We start from the raw sequence: 17,229 nt of genomic DNA on the forward strand, positions 1-17,229 counted from the left end.
CGGCCTAAGCCTGTGCGGGCTCCTCGGCGGCCGCCAGGACCACGTCGCTGACCGTCAGTTCGCCGTCGCCGGCCATCAGGGCCAGTTCCCGGGCGTTGGCGGCGGCCTTGAGGTCACCCAGGCCCGCCGTCAGCTGCGCCGTCAGGCTCTCGGACGCCGTGATGGTCGCGGAGAGCACCTCGGTGCGCTGCTTGACCTTGGCCTCGGACTTGGCCTTCCGGATGCCGCCGAGCGCGGCGCCGACGGTCGCGAGCAGGGTAGTGTCACCGTCGATCTCCACGGCCGCCGGCCACTGCGCACGGTGCACCGAGCCGGTCCGCCACCAGCCCCAGACTTCCTCGGTCGCAAACGGCAGGAACGGGGCGAAGAGCCGCAGCAGGGTGTCGAGGCTGGTGGCCAGGGCAGCGAGCACGGATGCCTGCTGGGCGTCGCCGGCGGCACCGTAGGCGCGGTCCTTGATCAGCTCCACGTAGTCGTCCGTGAAGTGCCAGAAGAAGCTCTCGGTGATCTGCAGCGCCCGGGCGTAGTCGTAGTTCTCGAACGCCTTCGTGGCCTGGGTGACCACGTCGGAGAGCTGCGCGAGCACTGCACGGTCCAGGGGGTTGCTCAGCACCGAGAGGTCGGAGGTGACAACGGAATCCTCGGTGGCGCCCAGGTTCAGGACGAACTTGGAGGCATTGAGCAGTTTGATCGCCAGGCGGCGGCCGATCTTCATCTGCGCGATCTCGTAGGCGGTGTCCGCGCCGAGCTTGGCCGAGGCCGCCCAGTACCGGACGGCGTCCGAGCCGTATTCGTTCAGCACATCGGTGGGGACAATCACGTTGCCCTTGGACTTGGACATCTTCTTGCGGTCCGGGTCGAGGATCCAGCCGGAGATCGCGGCGTGCTTCCACGGCGCGACGTCCTGGAGGGCATCGGCGCGGACGGCGGTGGAGAACAGCCAGGTCCGGATGATGTCGTGGGCCTGCGGGCGCACGTCGAACGGGAAGACCGTGGCGAAGAGGTCCTCGTCGGTGCTCCAGCCGCCTACGATCTGCGGGGTCAGCGAGGACGTCGCCCAGGTGTCCAGGACGTCGGCGTCGCCGGTGAAGCCGCCGGGGACGTCGCGCTGGGTTTCCTCGTAGCCGGGGGCCGCGTCCGCGGCGGGATCCACGGGGAGCTGCGCGTCGGCAGGCAGGATGGGCGCGTCGTAATCCGGGTTGCCGTCCGCGTCGAGCGGGTACCAGACCGGCACCGGGACGCCGAAGAACCGCTGGCGGGAGACCAGCCAGTCGCCGTTCAGCCCGGTGATCCAGTTCTCGTAGCGGGACCGCATAAAGGACGGGTGGAAGTCGATCTCGTTGCCGCGGCTGATCAGGCGTTCGCGGCGTTCCTCGTCGCGGCCGCCGTTGCGGATGTACCACTGGCGGGACGTGACGACCTCGAGCGGCTTGTCGCCCTTTTCGAAGAAGTTGACCGGGTGCATGATCTTCTTCGGCTCGCCGTCGAGCAGTTCCGCCGCGGCGAGGAGTTCCACCACGCCTTCCTTGGCGCTGAAGACGGTCTTGCCGGCGATCGCCTCGAAGGCGGCCTTGCCTTCCGCGGACGTGATCCACTCCGGGGTTTCGCCGATGATGCGGCCGTCGCGGCCCACGATCGCGCGGGTGGGCAGCTGCAGTTCGCGCCACCAGGTTACGTCGGTCAGGTCGCCGAAGGTGCAGACCATGGCGATGCCGGAGCCCTTGTCCGCCTTGGCCAGCGGGTGGGCCTTGACCTCCACCTTGACCCCGAAGAGCGGAGAGGTGACCGTCTTGCCGAACAGCGGCTGGTAACGCTCGTCGTCGGGGTTCGCCACCAGGGCGGCGCAGGCGGCGAGCAGCTCCGGGCGGGTGGTCTCGATGTAGATCTTCTCGCCGTCTTCAGTGAAGAACGGGTAGCGGTAGTAGGCGCCGGCGACCTCGCGGTCCTCCAGCTCGGCCTGCGCCACGGCGGTGCGGAACGTGACATCCCACAAGGTGGGGGCCTCAGCCATGTACGCGTCGCCGGCCGTGAGGTTGGCCAGGAACGCCCGCTGCGAGATAGCGCGGGACTTGTCGTCGATGGTGCGGTACGTCAGGTCCCAGTCGACGGACAGGCCCAGGGTCTGGAAGAGGTTCTCGAAGACCTTTTCGTCCTCGACGGCGAGTTCCTCGCAGAGTTCAATGAAGTTCCGCCGCGAAACGACATCGAAGTCGCGCTGGTTCTTGGCCGGCTCGGCCGGCGGCCGGTACCCGGCGTCGTACGGGATGGCCGGATCGCAGCGCACGCCGTAGTAGTTCTGCACGCGCCGTTCGGTGGGAAGGCCATTGTCGTCCCAGCCCATGGGGTAGAAGACGTTCTTTCCGGTCATCCGCTGGTAGCGGGCCAGGACGTCCGTCTGCGTGTAGGAGAACATGTGTCCCACGTGCAGGGAACCGGAGGCCGTGGGCGGGGGAGTGTCGATCGAGTAGACCTGCTCCCGGGTGGTCTCCCGGTTGAACTTGTAGGTCCCTTCGTCAAGCCAGCGCCGGGTGAGGGCGGCTTCCAGCCCCTCGAGGGCGGGCTTGTCCGGAACGTTGATGGGCGCGGTGGTGGGCGTGTCTGTACCCTGAGTGTCTTCAGCCATGGGCCAATTCTTCCATCTTTTTCTGCGGCCTTCTCCGGCAGCGCCGCCGTGCGTCCTGCAGTAGCATGCAGCGCATGGAAGAAAGTGCCGGCCGCTTCGTCATCAAGCGCATCTATGAGGAGCCCGCCGCCGACGACGGATACCGGGTCCTGGTGGACCGGCTCTGGCCGCGCGGCATCAGCAAGGAACGCGCTCAGCTCGGGCTGTGGCTCAAGGAAGTGGCGCCGTCGCCGCCCTTGCGCACCGAATTCGCGCACATGCAGGAACGCTTCGCGGAGTTTAGGGCGGCCTACGAGGCGGAGCTCGAAACCAGCCCCGCGGTCCGGACGCTGCGCGAGCTCGCGGCGGAGCATGGAGCTGTGACGCTGCTCTTCGGCGCGCGGGATCCGGAGACCAACCACGCCCGGGTGCTGCTGGAGTTCCTGCAACGGAAGTAGCAGTAGGAAATGGGGCGGATGTTCCCGTTAGGGTGGTGCCATGACTGAGGGAATCAACAACGCAGGAACTGCCGGCAGCGCACAGGGGAAGGCGGCGGTTGTTACCGGCGCCAGCACCGGGATCGGCGAGGCCACCGTACGCGCGCTCCGGCAGGAGGGCTGGACCGTCTTCGCCGTCGCCCGCCGGGCCGACCGGCTTGAAGCGCTCGCGGCCGCGACCGGCGCCGTTGCCTTCCCCGCCGATGTGACCGACGACGCCGACGTCGCCCGGCTGGTGGAGCAGGTCACCGCAGCCGGCGGGATCGACACCCTGGTCAACGTCGCCGGCGGCGCGCGTGGCGCGGACAAGGTGGCCGAGGCACGCACCGAGGACTGGGCCTGGATGTACGAGGTCAACGTGCTGGGCACCATGAAGCTCACCCGCGCCTTCCTCCCGATGCTGCGCGCCTGCGGCGAGGGCACCGTTCTGAACCTGACCTCAACCGCTGGCCTGTCCGCCTACGAGGGCGGCGGCGGCTACAACGCCGCCAAGTTCGCCCAGCACGCCCTCACCGGTGCCCTGCGCCTGGAAGAGGCCGAACACAACCTCCGCGTCATCGAGGTGGCGCCCGGCATGGTCCAGACCGAGGAGTTCTCGCTGAACCGGCTTGGTGACCAGGGCGCCGCGGAAAAGGTCTACGCCGGTGTCGCGAAGCCGCTCACGGCTGACGACGTCGCCGACGTCGTCCGCTACGCGGTCACCGCGCCGCACCACGTGAACCTGGACCAGATTGTGATCCGTCCGGTAGCCCAGGCCTCCAACTTCAAGGTGATCCGCAAGGGCTAGGCGGGGGCCGCCGGGGTAGGCGGCCGGCCGGCCGACCCCTGACGTTTACCCGCGCGTCGCACGGCGGATGCGCGGGGGTGGGCAGACGTTGGCCGGCGCGGGACACCGTGGGGGTGCAACTGCACACCACCAGAGTGGAGAACTTTTCCCATGCGAACCCCCACGAAGCCCACTGCTTCGATTCTCAGCGCCGCCGCACTAGGCGCCGCCCTGCTCCTCACCTGCTCCATCCCGGCCCAGGCCGCCGACACGCACACCGGCAGCGGCCAGGGCGATGGTGCCGCCAACCACTTCGACCTTCAGGCCCACCGTGGGGGCATCGGCCTGACTGTGGAGTCCACCCTGGCCTCCTTCGCGAAGGGCATGGAGACCGGCGTTTCGACGCTGGAACTTGACCTGCAGATCACCAAGGACGGCCGCGAGGTCATCACGCATGACCGCAAAATCAGCGCCAAGAAATGCCTGGACACTGCTCCTGTCACACCGAACGACCCCCAGTTCCCGTACGTGGGCAAGTACGTCAAGGACCTGACGCTCGCCCAGGTCCGGAGCCTGGACTGCGGCTCGCTGACCCAGCCGGAGTTCCCCGGCCAGCAGGCATCCCCGGGTGCCAAGATGCCCACCCTCGCCGAGGTCTTCGCCCTGGCCGACGCGCACCGTGCCAGCCAGGTGAAGTTCAACATCGAAACCAAGGTAGAGGCCGGCGCCCCGCAGGAGACAGCGCCGCGGGAACAGTTCGTCGACGTCGCCCTCCGTGAAATCAACAAGGCGCACATGCAGCACCGCGTCTCGATCGAGAGCTTCGACTGGGGCTCCCTGCGCCTGGTGCAGCAGCGCCAGCCGCAAATCCCCACGGTGGCCCTGACCAACAAGGACTTCCTGCAGGCCGGCCAGCCCGGGAAGTCGCCGTGGCTCGGCGGCATCGACGCCGACGACTTCGGCGGGGACCTGGTCGCGGCGGCCGCGTCGCTCGGCTTCGACGCCATCTCCCCGGTCCATGGGACCCCGCAGAACGGCAAAGTCACGGACCCGGACTACGTCCCGTACGTCACCGCCGACATGGTCCGCCGGGCCCACGCCGCGGGCATGAAGGTCATCCCGTGGACGGTCGACGACAAGCCCACCATGCGGGCGCAGATCAAGGCCGGCGTCGACGGACTCATCACCGACTACCCGGACCGGCTCCGCGAGGTCATGGCCGAATCGGGCATGAAACTCCCCAAGCCGGCGCCCGCCGTCAAGTAGCCGGGGGCCGTTTGGGCTGGGGGCGAAGCCGGCCCAAACGGCCTGGCTCACGGGCAACGTCGTGCACGGGAATCTGGCCGAGGATGGTGCGGCCGCGGACTAGGCCTGTAGTCTCTGTTCACGGCGATGGATCCCGCCGGAACACCGCACTCATGGTGCGGGGTGTTCGAACCGCCACTTGGCTGATGGTTCCTACCTTTGCTACTTCGAAGGTAGGTGAGCTATGCCTGGCCCTGAACAGCCTGCTGTGACGCCGGCGCCCACCGGGGAGAACAGGCTCGGGCCGATGGGGTTCGTGCTGGGCTTCGGCGTCGTGAGCATGCTGGCCGACGTCGTCTACGAAGGCGCCCGCTCCATTACCGGACCATTCCTGGCCACCCTCGGCGCCTCCGCCGTTATGGTCGGGTTCATCACCGGGGTGGGGGAGGCCGTCGCCCTGGTCCTGCGGCTCGGCACCGGCCCCCTGGCGGACCGCACCCGCAAGTACTGGCCCCTGACCATCGCCGGTTACGCCCTGACTGTCATCGCTGTGCCCGTGCTGTCCTTGGCGGGGTCGCTATGGCAGGCCTCGGCGCTGGTGGTCACGGAACGGTTCGGTAAAGCTGTCCGGACCCCCGCGCGTGACACTATGCTTTCCCACGCGGGGTCGGTTCTGGGGCACGGCCGGGCCTTCGCCGTCCACGAAGCCCTGGACCAGTCTGGGGCTCTGATCGGTCCGCTGCTCGTCGGCCTTATGGTCGCAATCTCCGGCTACCAGCTTGGATTCGGCGTGCTCGCCGTGCCCGGCGCGGCCGCCCTCGTGGCCGTGTTGCTGCTCCGGCGCGCTGTCCCGGATCCCGGAAGATTCGACTCGCAGGCCGTGGACGGTGGCGGCGGCACACCGCACGTCGACGGCGGCACCCCGGCCGGGCGCCGCCCGCTCCCGGCCAAGTTCTGGTGGTACAGCGCGTTCACCGCAGTCTCAATGTTCGGCTTTTCCACCTTCGGCGTGATTTCCTACCATCTCGAAGTCCAAAAAGTGCTGCCGTCTGCACTGATTCCGGTCACCTATGCCGTTTCCATGGGAGCTGCCGCCCTCGCTGCGCTGGCCTCCGGGGCGCTCTATGACCGAATCGGTCTGCGCGGGCTACTCATCGCCCTGCCACTGACTGCCGCCGTCCCGTTCCTGTCCTTCACCGCAGCTCCGGGGCTGGTCTGGGCAGGCGCCGTCGTTTGGGGAGCAGCATTGGGAATCCATGAATCCACCCTCCGTGCGGCGGTCGCGGACCTGGTTCCCGCGGCCCGCCGCGGGACCGGATACGGGATCTTCACGGCCATCTACGGGGTTGCCTGGCTTGCCGGGTCAACCATCATCGGGGCGCTATATTCGGCCTCCGTCGCCGGCCTTATTATCTTCACTGTGGCCACCCAGCTTGCGGCGCTGCTCGTTTTCATCCCGCTCCTCAAACGCGAGCCTTCCAAACGGGTTGAACCGTAGGCGTCCGCGCTGACGGGCGGTGAAAGCCGGGGGCAGTTTCCGGTACGATCGAGGTATCAGCTTTGACCCGGCTATCACCGGTGAGCTTCCGGAAGAACGCCCCGGCGCGCGGAGACGACGCGGCAGGGCTGGTAGACCCGGACGGGTAAGCCCGTCACAGCAGTCAACGAGCGGCCGATGCCGGTGCAGCCTCTTTCCCGGATTCCCGGGGGGGCGGGCGGACCGGTGCCGGTAAGTGAGGTGGTACCGCGGTGCCGGTGTTGTTCCGACAGCACAGGAGCCGTCCTCGCATCCTGAATGAATCCCGTTGTTCAAGCTCAACCCAGGATGTCGAGATGACCCAATACCCCAAGGCCTCAGCAGCACCGTCGGATCCCAGCGCCACCGCTTCCGCCACCTCCGGCGTGTCCGCCTCCGTGAAGTTCCCGGAGATCGAAGAGCGCATCCTCAAGTACTGGGACCAGGACGGGACCTTCCAGGCGAGCATCGACCAGCGGGACTCCGGCGTTGACGGATCCAACGAGTTCGTCTTCTACGACGGCCCTCCCTTCGCCAACGGGCTGCCGCACTACGGCCACCTGCTCACCGGCTACGCCAAGGACCTGGTGGGCCGCTACCAGACCCAGCGCGGACGCCGCGTCGAGCGCCGCTTCGGCTGGGACACCCACGGCCTGCCCGCCGAGCTGGAGGCCATGAAGCAGCTCGGCATGACGGACAAGACCCAGATCGAAGCCATGGGCATCGACAAGTTCAACGACGCCTGCCGCGCGTCCGTCATGAAGTACGCCGACGAATGGAAGAGCTACGTCACCCGCCAGGCCCGCTGGGTGGACTTCGAGAACGACTACAAGACACTCAACGTCGAGTACATGGAGTCAGTGCTGTGGGCGTTCAAGCAGCTGCACGAAAAGGGCCTGACCTACAACGGCTACCGGGTCCTGCCGTACTGCTGGAAGGACGAGACGCCGCTGTCCAACCATGAGCTGCGCATGGACGACGACGTTTACAAGAACCGGCAGGACCAGACGGTCACGGTCACGTTCCCGATCACGGCAGGGGAGTCGGAGCTTTCGAAGCAGCTCGCCGGGGTGCAGGCAATGGCCTGGACCACGACGCCGTGGACGCTGCCCACCAACGCAGCGCTCGCCGTCGGGCCCGCCATCAACTACGTTGTGCTGCCCGCCGGCCCGCACGGAATCAAGGCCGCCGCAGCGGAGGCCCCCGTCACGGGCAGCTTCCTGCTCGCCGCTGACTTGCTGGGCGCCTACGCCAAGGACCTTGGCTACGGCGACGGCGCCGAGGGTGCTGCCGCGGCCGACGCCGCCGTCACCTCACGCCACACCGGCGCCGAACTGGAGGGGCTGACGTACGAGCCGCTGTGGGATTACTTCCACGACGCCGAGAAGTACGGTACCGAGAACGCCTGGCGCTTCCTGGTGGCGGACTACGTCACTACCACCGACGGCACCGGCATTGTCCACCAGGCGCCCGCGTATGGTGAAGACGACCAGAAGGTCTGCGAGGAGGCCGGCATCCCGGTTGTCCTCTCCGTGGATGAGGGCGCGAAGTTCCTGCCGCTGTTCGGCCATGGCCCCCTCGCGGGGATCGCCGGACTCCAGGTCTTCGAGGCCAACAAGCCCATCACACAGGCTCTCCGTGCCCAGGGCCGCCTGGTCCGCCAGGCCAGCTACGAGCACTCCTACCCGCACTGCTGGCGCTGCCGCAACCCGCTGATCTACCGCGCGGTGTCCTCCTGGTACGTCGAGGTCACCAAGTTCAAAGACCGGATGTCCGAACTGAACCAGGAGATCAACTGGATCCCGGGCAACGTCAAGGACGGCCAGTTCGGCAAATGGCTCGCCAACGCCCGCGACTGGTCCATCAGCCGCAACCGCTACTGGGGCAGCCCCATTCCGGTCTGGCAGTCCAGCGACCCGGACTACCCCCGGACGGACGTCTACGGTTCGCTGGCTGAGATCGAGGCGGACTTCGGCCGCCTGCCGCTGAATAAGGCCGGCCAGGTTGACCTGCACCGGCCGTTCATCGACGAACTCACCCGCCCGAACCCGGACGACCCCCGCACCCCGGAAGAGGGACAGTCCGTCATGCGCCGCGTCGAGGACGTCCTGGACGTCTGGTTCGACTCCGGCTCCATGCCCTACGGCCAGGTGCACTACCCGTTCGAAAACGGGGAATGGTTCGACACGCACAACCCGGCCGACTTCATCGTCGAATACATCGGACAGACGCGCGGCTGGTTCTACATGCTGCACATCCTCTCCACCGCGCTGTTCGACCGGCCGGCCTTCCGCAACGTCATCAGCCACGGCATCGTCCTGGGCTCGGACGGGCAGAAGATGTCCAAGAGCCTGCGCAACTACCCGGATGTCTCCGAGGTCCTGGACCGCGACGGTTCCGACGCGATGCGCTGGTTCCTCATGTCCAGCCCGATCCTGCGCGGCGGCAACTTGGTGGTCACCGAACAGGGCATCCGCGACGGCGTCCGCCAGGTCATCCTGCCGCTGTGGAACGTGTACAGCTTCTTCACCCTGTACACCAACGCCGCCGATGGCGGCGCGGGCTACGACGCCAAGCTGCGCTACGACGGCTACGCCGACACCCTCGACACGTACCTGATGGCGAACACCGGCGACCTGGTCCGGAACATGACCGAAAAGCTGGACAGCTACGACATCTCCGGGGCCTGCGACGAACTCCGCAGTTACCTGGACATGCTCACCAACTGGTACGTGCGCCGCAGCCGCCAGCGCTTCTTCGACGAGAACGTGGACGCCTTCGACGCCCTCTATACGGCGCTGGAGACGGTCTGCCGGGCTGCTGCGTCCCTGCTCCCGCTGGTTACCGAGGAGATCTGGCGCGGACTGACCGGCGGGCGCTCCGTGCACCTGGCCGACTGGCCGGACGCCGGGCTGTTCGCCGCCAACCCGGGCCTCGTTGAGGCCATGGACCGCGTGCAGCAGATCTGCTCCACCGGGTCCTCACTCCGCAAGGCCGCCAACCTCCGTGTCCGCCTGCCGCTGCAGGAACTCACCGTAGTGGCACCCGGCGCGGACGCGCTGGACGGCTTCGCCGCCGTCGTCGCCGATGAACTGAACCTGCGTTCCGTGCGGCTGCTGGACGCCGGAAGCGCCTCCCCGGAGGAGTTCGGTATTGAGCAGAAACTGGTGGTGAACGCCCGGGCCGCCGGCCCGCGGCTCGGCAAGAGCGTGCAGCAGGCCATCAAGGGCTCCAAGTCCGGCGACTGGTTCGTTGACGACGCCGGGGTGGTCACCGCGGGCGGGCTGCAGCTCGAACCGCAGGAGTACACCCTGGAGACAGTGGTGGCCGAGGCAGCCGAAGGGGAGGGTTCGCGCGCTGCGGCGGTACTGCCCGGCGGCGGGTTCGTGGTGCTCAACACCGAGGTCACCCCCGAACTCGAGGCCGAGGGCATTGCCCGTGACATGGTCCGGGCCATCCAGCAGGCCCGCAAGGACGCCGGGCTGAACGTCAGCGACCGGATCCGGACCAACGTCAGCGCCCCGATGGACGTTGTGGACGCGGTGAAGGCCCACGAAAACCTCGTGGTCACCGAGACCCTCACGATGGAACTCGGCTTGTCCTCCAACGCTGACACCACGGAGTTGCAGATCACCGTCGAGAAGATTGGGGCCTAGTCCATGACCGACGAATTTTCCGTAGAGAGCGTCTACGCCGAGCTGCTGGGCCGGGCGCCGGAAAACAAAATGGAGCCGCGGCTCGCCCCGCTGTACCGGGCCATGGACATCCTGGGGGAGCCGAACAAGGCGTTCCCGATCATCCACGTGACCGGTACCAACGGCAAGACCTCAACGGCCCGGATGATCGAGGCCGGGCTGCGCGCCCACGGGCTGAGCACCGGCCGGTACACGAGCCCGCACCTGTCCAAGGTCACCGAACGGATCAGCATCGACGGCGAACCGGTCCCGGACGAGACGTTCGTGCGGATCTGGGACGAGATCCGCCCGTACCTGGAAATCGTGGACAACGAACTCCTCGCCGAAGGCCAGCCCCGGCTGACGTACTTCGAGTGCCTGACCATCCTCGGATTCGCCGTCTTCGCGGACCAGCCGGTCAACGTGGCCGTGATCGAGGTCGGCCTGGGCGGCATCACCGATGCGACCAACGTCGGTGACGGCCAGGTTGCCGTGGTGACCCCGATTTCGCTGGACCACACGGAGCTGCTGGGGGAGACCACCGAGGAAATCGCCTACGAAAAGGCCGGCATCATCAAACCGGGAGGCTTCCTCGTCAGCGCCGCCCAGCCCGTCGACGCGGCGCAGGTGCTGCTGGAGAAGGCCCGCGAAGTGGATGTGCCGTTCCGCTTCGAAGGAGTGGAGTTCGGCGTCGAGTCCCGCACGGTTGCTGTCGGCGGCCAGATGGTCACCATTCAGGGCCTGGCCGGGCGCTACGAGGACCTGCTGGTCCCGCTGCACGGGGCGCACCAGGCAGAAAACGCTGCCGTCGCCGTGGCCGCGCTGGAGGCTTTCTTCGGCGCCGACAAGCCGCTGGACGCCGAGGTGATCCAGGAAGCGTTCGCCTCCGTCACCTCGCCGGGCCGCCTGGAGGTGCTCCGTACCGCGCCGACCATCATTGTGGACGCCGCACACAACCCGGAAGGGATCCGGGTCTCCGCCGAGGCCATCCACGAGGCGTTCAGCTTCAGCAAGCTGGTGGTGGTGGTTGGTGTCCTCAAGGAAAAGGACGCCGAGGAAATCCTCCGCCAACTCAAAGATTCACTGGGCGACCTCTCCGCCGAGTACTGCCTCACCCAGTCCAACTCACCCCGCGCCGTCCCCGCCGAGGACCTCGCGGAGCTTGCCGTGGACCTGGGCTTTGGCGAGGAGAACATTCACATCGCCGAGAAGCTGGACGATGCCCTCGAATGGGCCGTCGAACGGGCCGAATCCAACGATGACCTCGCCGGCGGCATCCTGGTCACGGGATCCATCACACTCGTGGCCGAAGCCCGGATCCTGCTCGGCAAGGACGGCGTGTAACCATGGCGCGACTGACAAAAGCACAGCGCGAATGGCGTCCCGGCATGCCCAAGAAGCGCCGCTCCACCAAGGTGATGTTTGCCTCCACCGTGCTGCTCCTGGAGGCGTTCGTGGCCGTCTTCGGCACCTTGGCGGTCTTCGGCCTTCGGCGCGGCGAACTCGCGCCGGGGCTGATTTTCGGGGTAGGCCTCGGCCTGAGCGTGGTCCTCGTCCTGGCCTGCGCGGTGCTCTCGAAGCCGTGGGGTGTGGCCTTGGGCTGGATCCTGCAGGTGATCCTGATCCTCACCGGCTTCGTGGAGCCCACCATGTTCATCGTGGGCGGCCTGTTTGCGATCTCCTGGTGGTACGGAATCAGGACCGGCATCCGGATCGACCGGGAAGCGGCCCAGCGCGAGCGTGAGCAGGCGGCCTGGGAGGCCGCCAATCCTGAAGGCCAGACCAACTAGACTTGTTCCCAAACCCCACCCCAACATATTGGAGCAGCTGTGAGCACTGAGCGCACCCTCGTCCTGATTAAGCCCGACGGCGTCGCCCGTAACCTGACCGGCAGCATCATCGCCCGGATCGAAGCCAAGGGATACACCCTGGCGGAACTGAAGAAGGTCAACGCGAGCCGCGAACTCCTCGAACAGCACTACGAAGAGCACGTCGGCAAGCCGTTCTACGAGCCGCTGGTCGAGTTCATGCTCAGCGGTCCCGTGGTGGCAGCCATCTTCGAAGGCCACCGTGTTATTGAAGGCTTCCGCTCCCTCGCCGGTACCACGGACCCGACGACGGCGGCGCCCGGCACCATCCGCGGCGACTTCGGCCGCGACTGGGGCGTTAAGGTCCAGCAGAACCTGGTCCACGGCTCCGACTCGGCGGAGTCCGCCGAACGCGAGATCAAGATCTGGTTCTAGGATTTCCCGCCCCGCCGCCGGGCAACAGTAGCAACAGTAAAGGCCAATGTTCCTATGTGAACATTGGCCTTTACTGTTGCCCCGGTGGCGGTTAAAGCCTCAGTAGCCCGAGGTCCCGACAAACACCTGGATGAATGCGAAGAAGATCGTGGCGATAACTGCTACGTAAAGAAGCGCCGTGAGGATCCAACCGGAGTCTCCGACGATGCGGGCCGCGCCGGCCGGCAGCGGGATGACCCCGTGGCTGATATTGCGGACCGTGACCCAGACGAACAGCGGGATCATGGCCGCCCAGACGATCATGCAGAAGGGGCACAGGATATGGATCGAGTACAGGGCCTGTGACCAGAGCCAGACCACAAACACAAAGCCCAGGGTGACGCCGGCCTGCAGGCCAAGCCAGTACCACCGTGCGAATTTGGCGCCAGCCAGGATGCCCATCGCCGTGGTGATGATGATCGCAAAGGCGACGATGCCGATGAACATGTTCGGGAAGCCGAACGCGGAGCTTTGCCACGTCTGCATGACCTGCCCGCAGGAAATCCACGGATTGACGTCACAAACCGTGACGTGATTCGGGTCCTTGAGGACTTCCAGCTTCTCCAGCACCAGCGTCCCCGAAGCCAGCCAGCCCACAACACCGGTGATCAGCAGGAGCCAGGCGAAGGGTCGGTCACGCGTCATCAGCGGAAGCGGACGCTCCGCTGCGGCCGTGCCGGCGGCGCGCTCAGGGGCGGCCACATCGCCGGTGGCGTGGGAGATGCTGGGCATGGGATTTCAGTCCTTTGCGTCGGGAGCTCTTGGGCCGATTCTATCGCCGGAGCCTGAACATACGCGGAGAGTGCCCGTTCCGGAGCCGTGATTCGCCGGCGGCGCGGACCGGCCGGCCTCCTTACCCCTGCTTTGACGGCTGTTGTGAGACAATGAACCTGGCTGGGACGCGATCCACATTCGGGTCTCAGTCCGGCGACATTGTTTTCAAGACCGCCAATGATGAGCAGGGCATACTTCGGATCCCTCGATCCGGCCTATCCCGCAATGCCATTGGACGGCACCTGGTTGTGATGTACAGATCAACGGGTTCAGGGCAATCTTGCCGGCCTTCCAGGGCTGCCGCACCCCACTGCCGGTGCGAACCTGGAGGTATCCAATTGACTTCTGTCAATGCCTGCGGGTGTTGACAAATATTTGCCCCCGCGGGTGCCGGATGTGGCGGCACATCAGGGGCAGGAGTGTCGCCACATATGGATAATGACCAGCTAGTAGCCGGTAACAACGAAGCAGCCGCTACCGGGGAAGCACCGGAAACCACCGCCGCGGCGGAAGCCCCGAAGAAGGCAACCCGGACCCGCCGCAAGGGCGTGCCGAAGACGGCCGCCGAGCCCGCCGCAGAAACCCCGGCCGACGCAGCCGTTCCGGCGGAGGACGCCGTCGACGCCCCCGCTGCCGACGCCCCCGAGGCCGCTCCGGAAGCGAAGGCCCCCGTGAGGCGCAGCCGGGCACGGAAGAAAGTCGAACCCGAGGCGGAGGCCGCCGTCGTCGACGCAGCCGTTCCGGCGGACGACGCCGCCGACGCAGAGCCGGCCGAACTGCCCGCCGCAGCACCGGAGAAGCCGGTCCGTCGCCGGGCGTCCCGTGCCAAGGCCGCCGCCCCGGCCCCTGTGGAGGAAACCGCCGCTACGGCCGAAACCGCCGCCGCCGAGATCCAGCCGACGGAGCCGGAAGCCGAAACTGTCGCGGCTGCTGAGTCGGCGCAGGCCACTGAAACCGCCGAGGCACCCTCGCTCTTCCTCGCACCCGGCGCCGTGACGTCGATGATTTTCCAGGCCCCGGACCTGAGCACCGTTGTCCGCCCGGTTCCCGCAGCTGCCGAGGAAGCCCCGGCCGACGAGGACGAAGAGGACGAAGACGGCGACGACGCCGGAAACCGCCGCCGCCGCCGCAGCCGTGGCCGCCGCGGCCGCAGCCGCACCGGTGAGGCCGACACTGAGACCGATGGCTCCGACGAGTCCGCAGACGAATCCGAAGGCACCCTTGAGGACGGCGTGACCTCCCGCCGCCGCCGCCGTCGCCGCCGTGGCGACCAGGACCTCGAACTGACCGGAGGCGGGGACGACGATCCGCCCAACACTGTGACCCGCGTGCGGGCGCCCCGGACGGTCAGCGAGGCGCCGGCCAGCAACCGCGTCACCTCCGTCAAGGGCTCCACCCGGCTCGAAGCCAAGAAGCAGCGCCGCCGCGAATCCCGCGACACCGGACGCCGCCGCACCGTTATCACCGAGGCGGAATTCCTGGCCCGCCGCGAATCCGTGGACCGGCAGATGATCGTCCGCCAGCGTGACGACAGAATCCAGATCGGTGTCCTGGAAGACGGCGTCCTGGCCGAGCACTTCGTGTCCAAGACCCAGCAGGACTCCCTGATCGGCAACGTCTACCTGGGCAAAGTCCAGAACGTGCTCCCGTCCATGGAAGCCGCCTTCGTTGACATCGGCCGCGGCCGCAACGCCGTGCTGTACGCCGGCGAAGTCAACTGGGACGCTGTGAACCTTGAAGGCAAGCAGCGCCGGATCGAAAACGCGCTGAAGTCCGGCGACTCCGTGCTTGTCCAGGTCACCAAGGACCCGGTCGGCCACAAGGGTGCCCGCCTGACCAGCCAGATCTCCCTCCCCGGCCGCTACCTGGTGTACGTGCCCGGCGGATCCATGACCGGCATCTCCCGCAAGCTGCCCGACGTCGAACGCAACCGGCTCAAGCGGATCCTCAAGGACCGGCTCCCGGAAGACGCGGGTGTCATTGTCCGCACCGCGGCCGAGGGTGCCTCCGAGGAGGAACTGACGCATGACATCAACCGTCTGCGCGCGCAGTGGGAAGGCATCGAAAGCCAGTCCACGTCCACCAAGATCCTCGCGCCCGAGCTCCTTTACGGGGAACCTGACCTGACCATCAAGGTGGTCCGCGACGTCTTCAACGAGGACTTCTCCAAGCTGATCGTCTCCGGCGAGGAAGCCTGGGACACCATCGAGGCCTACGTCACCTACGTGGCACCGGACCTGGTGGGCCGGCTCGAGAAGTGGACCAAGGACACCGACATCTTCGCCGCCTGGCGCATCGACGAGCAGATCCACAAGGCGCTTGACCGCAAGGTCTTCCTGCCGTCCGGCGGTTCGCTCGTGATCGACCGCACCGAAGCCATGACCGTGGTGGACGTCAACACGGGCAAGTTCACCGGCAGCGGCGGCAACCTCGAGGAAACCGTCACCAAGAACAACCTGGAAGCGGCCGAGGAAGTTGTCCGGCAGCTGCGCCTGCGCGACATCGGCGGCATCATCGTCATCGACTTCATCGACATGGTGCTCGAATCCAACCGGGATCTCGTACTGCGCCGCATGGTGGAGTGCCTGGGCCGGGACCGGACCAAGCACCAGGTCGCCGAGGTGACCTCACTCGGCCTTGTGCAGATGACCCGCAAGCGGATGGGCACCGGGCTCCTGGAAGTCTTCGGCGAGCAGTGCGAAGCGTGTGCCGGCCGGGGCATCGTCACCCACGACGAACCCGTCGAGCACCGCCGCGCCAACACCGTCGCCGCTGAGCACCACGTCCCGCGGACCGAACACCAGCCTGCAGCCCGAAGTGAGCGCAAGCGTCGCCGCGGCAAGGGCGGCCAGGGGAACGGCGAGGCCATGCCGTCCACGCCGGCCGTTGCAGCCCACCCCGAGCCGACGGAAGCGGAACGCCACGCCAAGGCGGAGGCAACCCGCGCGGCACTGGCGAACATCGCCGCCGCCGCGCACGCCGCCCACCTGCACGACGGCGACGCGCATTCCGCGCCGGACGCCGCCACCCGGCAGGCCGCGCTCGATGCCGCGGTAGAGCTCGCTTCGACGGAGGAAGCCGCCGGACGTCCGGCCGCGGTCCTGACCTTCGGCGGCGAACAGGTCGCCCTGCCGTTCGTCGAGCACGCCGAGGAAACCCGGCAACCGGCGCTGACCCTGGACCTGCTGACCGAGGCTTTCGCGAGCCTGGGCGACTCCGAGTCCGGTGCGCAGACGGCGGCGGCCCCTGCGGTCGAGACGGCTGCAGCCGAAACTCCGGCGGCCGGGACCGCCGGCGAGGCCCCAGCGGCGTCGCCCCGTGCCACCCGGGGACGGGGACGGGCCCGCACTGCCCGGATCCAGCCGCCAGGCACCCGCACCCGCGAAGAGCAGGCATCGGCACGCCAGGAGGCCGCCAAGGCCCCGGCCCAACAGGCCCCGGCACGCCAGGAGCCCGCCAAGGCCCCCGCGGCTAAGGCTCCGGCCGCAGCAGCGCCTGCTGCCAAGGCTCCCGTCAACCAGGCCCCTGCGGGTTCGGCAGACGGCACGGCACCCCGCCGGGTCCGCCGTAACCGCAGCGCCAGCCGCGCCCAGGGTGCCGCCAACGAGACGTCCGTGCAGCAGCGCGAGAACGCACCGTCGGTAGCAGCAGTCTCCGTCCACGAGGCCAAGGCGCCGGAACCGGCAACGCCCGCCGCTAAGTCCGCCGCTGCGGAACCGGTCATCCTCGGCGTCGGCGTACCGGCCTCGGAGCTCTAGGCCCGGGAAAACCCCACCGCCCGCGGGTATCGTCCGGGCCCGACGTAACATCACGTCGGGCCCGGACGGTGCCCGCGAGTGCGTTAACGGCCCGGAGCTGCGGGGCGGCTAGGCT

General features: G+C 67.6%; 11 protein-coding genes and 1 riboswitch. Of the genes, 9 read left to right on the plus strand and 2 right to left on the minus strand.

The features are described 5' to 3' along the window. Positions 1-4: 4 nt before the first annotated feature. The gene (valS, locus tag AC1DHY_RS05770) at positions 5-2,623 is read right to left on the minus strand and encodes a valine--tRNA ligase (RefSeq protein ID WP_476879698.1); all 2,619 of its coding nucleotides are present in this window, start codon (positions 2,621-2,623) and stop codon (positions 5-7) included. Positions 2,624-2,697: 74 nt separating this feature from the next. On the opposite strand from valS, the gene AC1DHY_RS05775 reads away from it, so the two are divergent. The 8 genes from AC1DHY_RS05775 (at position 2,698) to ndk (ending at position 12,543) form a co-directional block, all read left to right on the plus strand. After that, positions 2,698-3,060, plus strand: a complete 363-nt coding sequence (locus AC1DHY_RS05775) for a DUF488 domain-containing protein (RefSeq protein WP_476879699.1) — start codon at positions 2,698-2,700, stop codon at positions 3,058-3,060. A gap of 40 nt (positions 3,061-3,100) precedes the next feature. Continuing rightward, entirely contained in the window at positions 3,101-3,886 is a 786-nt protein-coding gene (locus tag AC1DHY_RS05780; protein ID WP_476879700.1) for an SDR family oxidoreductase, read from the plus strand. A gap of 150 nt (positions 3,887-4,036) precedes the next feature. Beyond that, positions 4,037-5,131, plus strand: a complete 1,095-nt coding sequence (locus tag AC1DHY_RS05785; RefSeq protein WP_476903302.1) for a glycerophosphodiester phosphodiesterase — start codon at positions 4,037-4,039, stop codon at positions 5,129-5,131. Between the two features lie 113 nt (positions 5,132-5,244). Continuing rightward, positions 5,245-5,333: riboswitch (Fluoride riboswitch) on the plus strand. Between the two features lie 21 nt (positions 5,334-5,354). Beyond that, positions 5,355-6,608, plus strand: coding sequence for an MFS transporter (locus AC1DHY_RS05790; RefSeq protein ID WP_476879678.1), 1,254 nt, complete (start codon positions 5,355-5,357; stop codon positions 6,606-6,608). A gap of 335 nt (positions 6,609-6,943) precedes the next feature. Next, the gene (ileS, locus tag AC1DHY_RS05795; RefSeq protein WP_476903303.1) at positions 6,944-10,282 is read left to right on the plus strand and encodes an isoleucine--tRNA ligase; all 3,339 of its coding nucleotides are present in this window, start codon (positions 6,944-6,946) and stop codon (positions 10,280-10,282) included. Positions 10,283-10,285: 3 nt separating this feature from the next. Continuing rightward, positions 10,286-11,644: a bifunctional folylpolyglutamate synthase/dihydrofolate synthase gene (locus AC1DHY_RS05800; protein ID WP_476879676.1), complete on the plus strand. Its 1,359-nt coding sequence runs from the start codon at positions 10,286-10,288 to the stop codon at positions 11,642-11,644. Positions 11,645-11,646: 2 nt separating this feature from the next. Next, positions 11,647-12,090: a DUF4233 domain-containing protein gene (locus AC1DHY_RS05805; RefSeq protein ID WP_476879675.1), complete on the plus strand. Its 444-nt coding sequence runs from the start codon at positions 11,647-11,649 to the stop codon at positions 12,088-12,090. A 39-nt stretch (positions 12,091-12,129) separates the two neighbouring features. Beyond that, positions 12,130-12,543, plus strand: a complete 414-nt coding sequence (gene ndk / locus AC1DHY_RS05810; RefSeq protein ID WP_476879674.1) for a nucleoside-diphosphate kinase — start codon at positions 12,130-12,132, stop codon at positions 12,541-12,543. 99 nt (positions 12,544-12,642) lie between these two features. Here the strand turns inward: ndk and AC1DHY_RS05815 are convergent, their stop codons facing one another. Further along, complete coding sequence (locus AC1DHY_RS05815) at positions 12,643-13,314, minus strand: vitamin K epoxide reductase family protein (RefSeq protein WP_476879673.1); 672 nt, start codon at positions 13,312-13,314, stop codon at positions 12,643-12,645. A 473-nt stretch (positions 13,315-13,787) separates the two neighbouring features. Between AC1DHY_RS05815 and AC1DHY_RS05820 the strand changes: the two genes are divergently transcribed. Then, a complete protein-coding gene (locus AC1DHY_RS05820; RefSeq protein ID WP_476903304.1) occupies positions 13,788-17,114 on the plus strand; it encodes an Rne/Rng family ribonuclease in 3,327 nt (1,108 codons plus the stop codon). Positions 17,115-17,229 lie beyond the last annotated feature (115 nt).

The organism is Arthrobacter sp. 05L44, assembly GCF_056397605.1.

What these genes read in the sequence shown, in the direction of transcription:
- valS (WP_476879698.1), bottom strand. Translation starts at nt 2,623, where the DNA reads ATGGCTGAAGACACTCAGGGTACAGACACGCCCACCACCGCGCCCATC.
- AC1DHY_RS05775 (WP_476879699.1), top strand. Translation starts at nt 2,698, where the DNA reads ATGGAAGAAAGTGCCGGCCGCTTCGTCATCAAGCGCATCTATGAGGAG.
- AC1DHY_RS05780 (WP_476879700.1), top strand. Translation starts at nt 3,101, where the DNA reads ATGACTGAGGGAATCAACAACGCAGGAACTGCCGGCAGCGCACAGGGG.
- AC1DHY_RS05785 (WP_476903302.1), top strand. Translation starts at nt 4,037, where the DNA reads ATGCGAACCCCCACGAAGCCCACTGCTTCGATTCTCAGCGCCGCCGCA.
- AC1DHY_RS05790 (WP_476879678.1), top strand. Translation starts at nt 5,355, where the DNA reads ATGCCTGGCCCTGAACAGCCTGCTGTGACGCCGGCGCCCACCGGGGAG.
- ileS (WP_476903303.1), top strand. Translation starts at nt 6,944, where the DNA reads ATGACCCAATACCCCAAGGCCTCAGCAGCACCGTCGGATCCCAGCGCC.
- AC1DHY_RS05800 (WP_476879676.1), top strand. Translation starts at nt 10,286, where the DNA reads ATGACCGACGAATTTTCCGTAGAGAGCGTCTACGCCGAGCTGCTGGGC.
- AC1DHY_RS05805 (WP_476879675.1), top strand. Translation starts at nt 11,647, where the DNA reads ATGGCGCGACTGACAAAAGCACAGCGCGAATGGCGTCCCGGCATGCCC.
- AC1DHY_RS05815 (WP_476879673.1), bottom strand. Translation starts at nt 13,314, where the DNA reads ATGCCCAGCATCTCCCACGCCACCGGCGATGTGGCCGCCCCTGAGCGC.
- AC1DHY_RS05820 (WP_476903304.1), top strand. Translation starts at nt 13,788, where the DNA reads ATGGATAATGACCAGCTAGTAGCCGGTAACAACGAAGCAGCCGCTACC.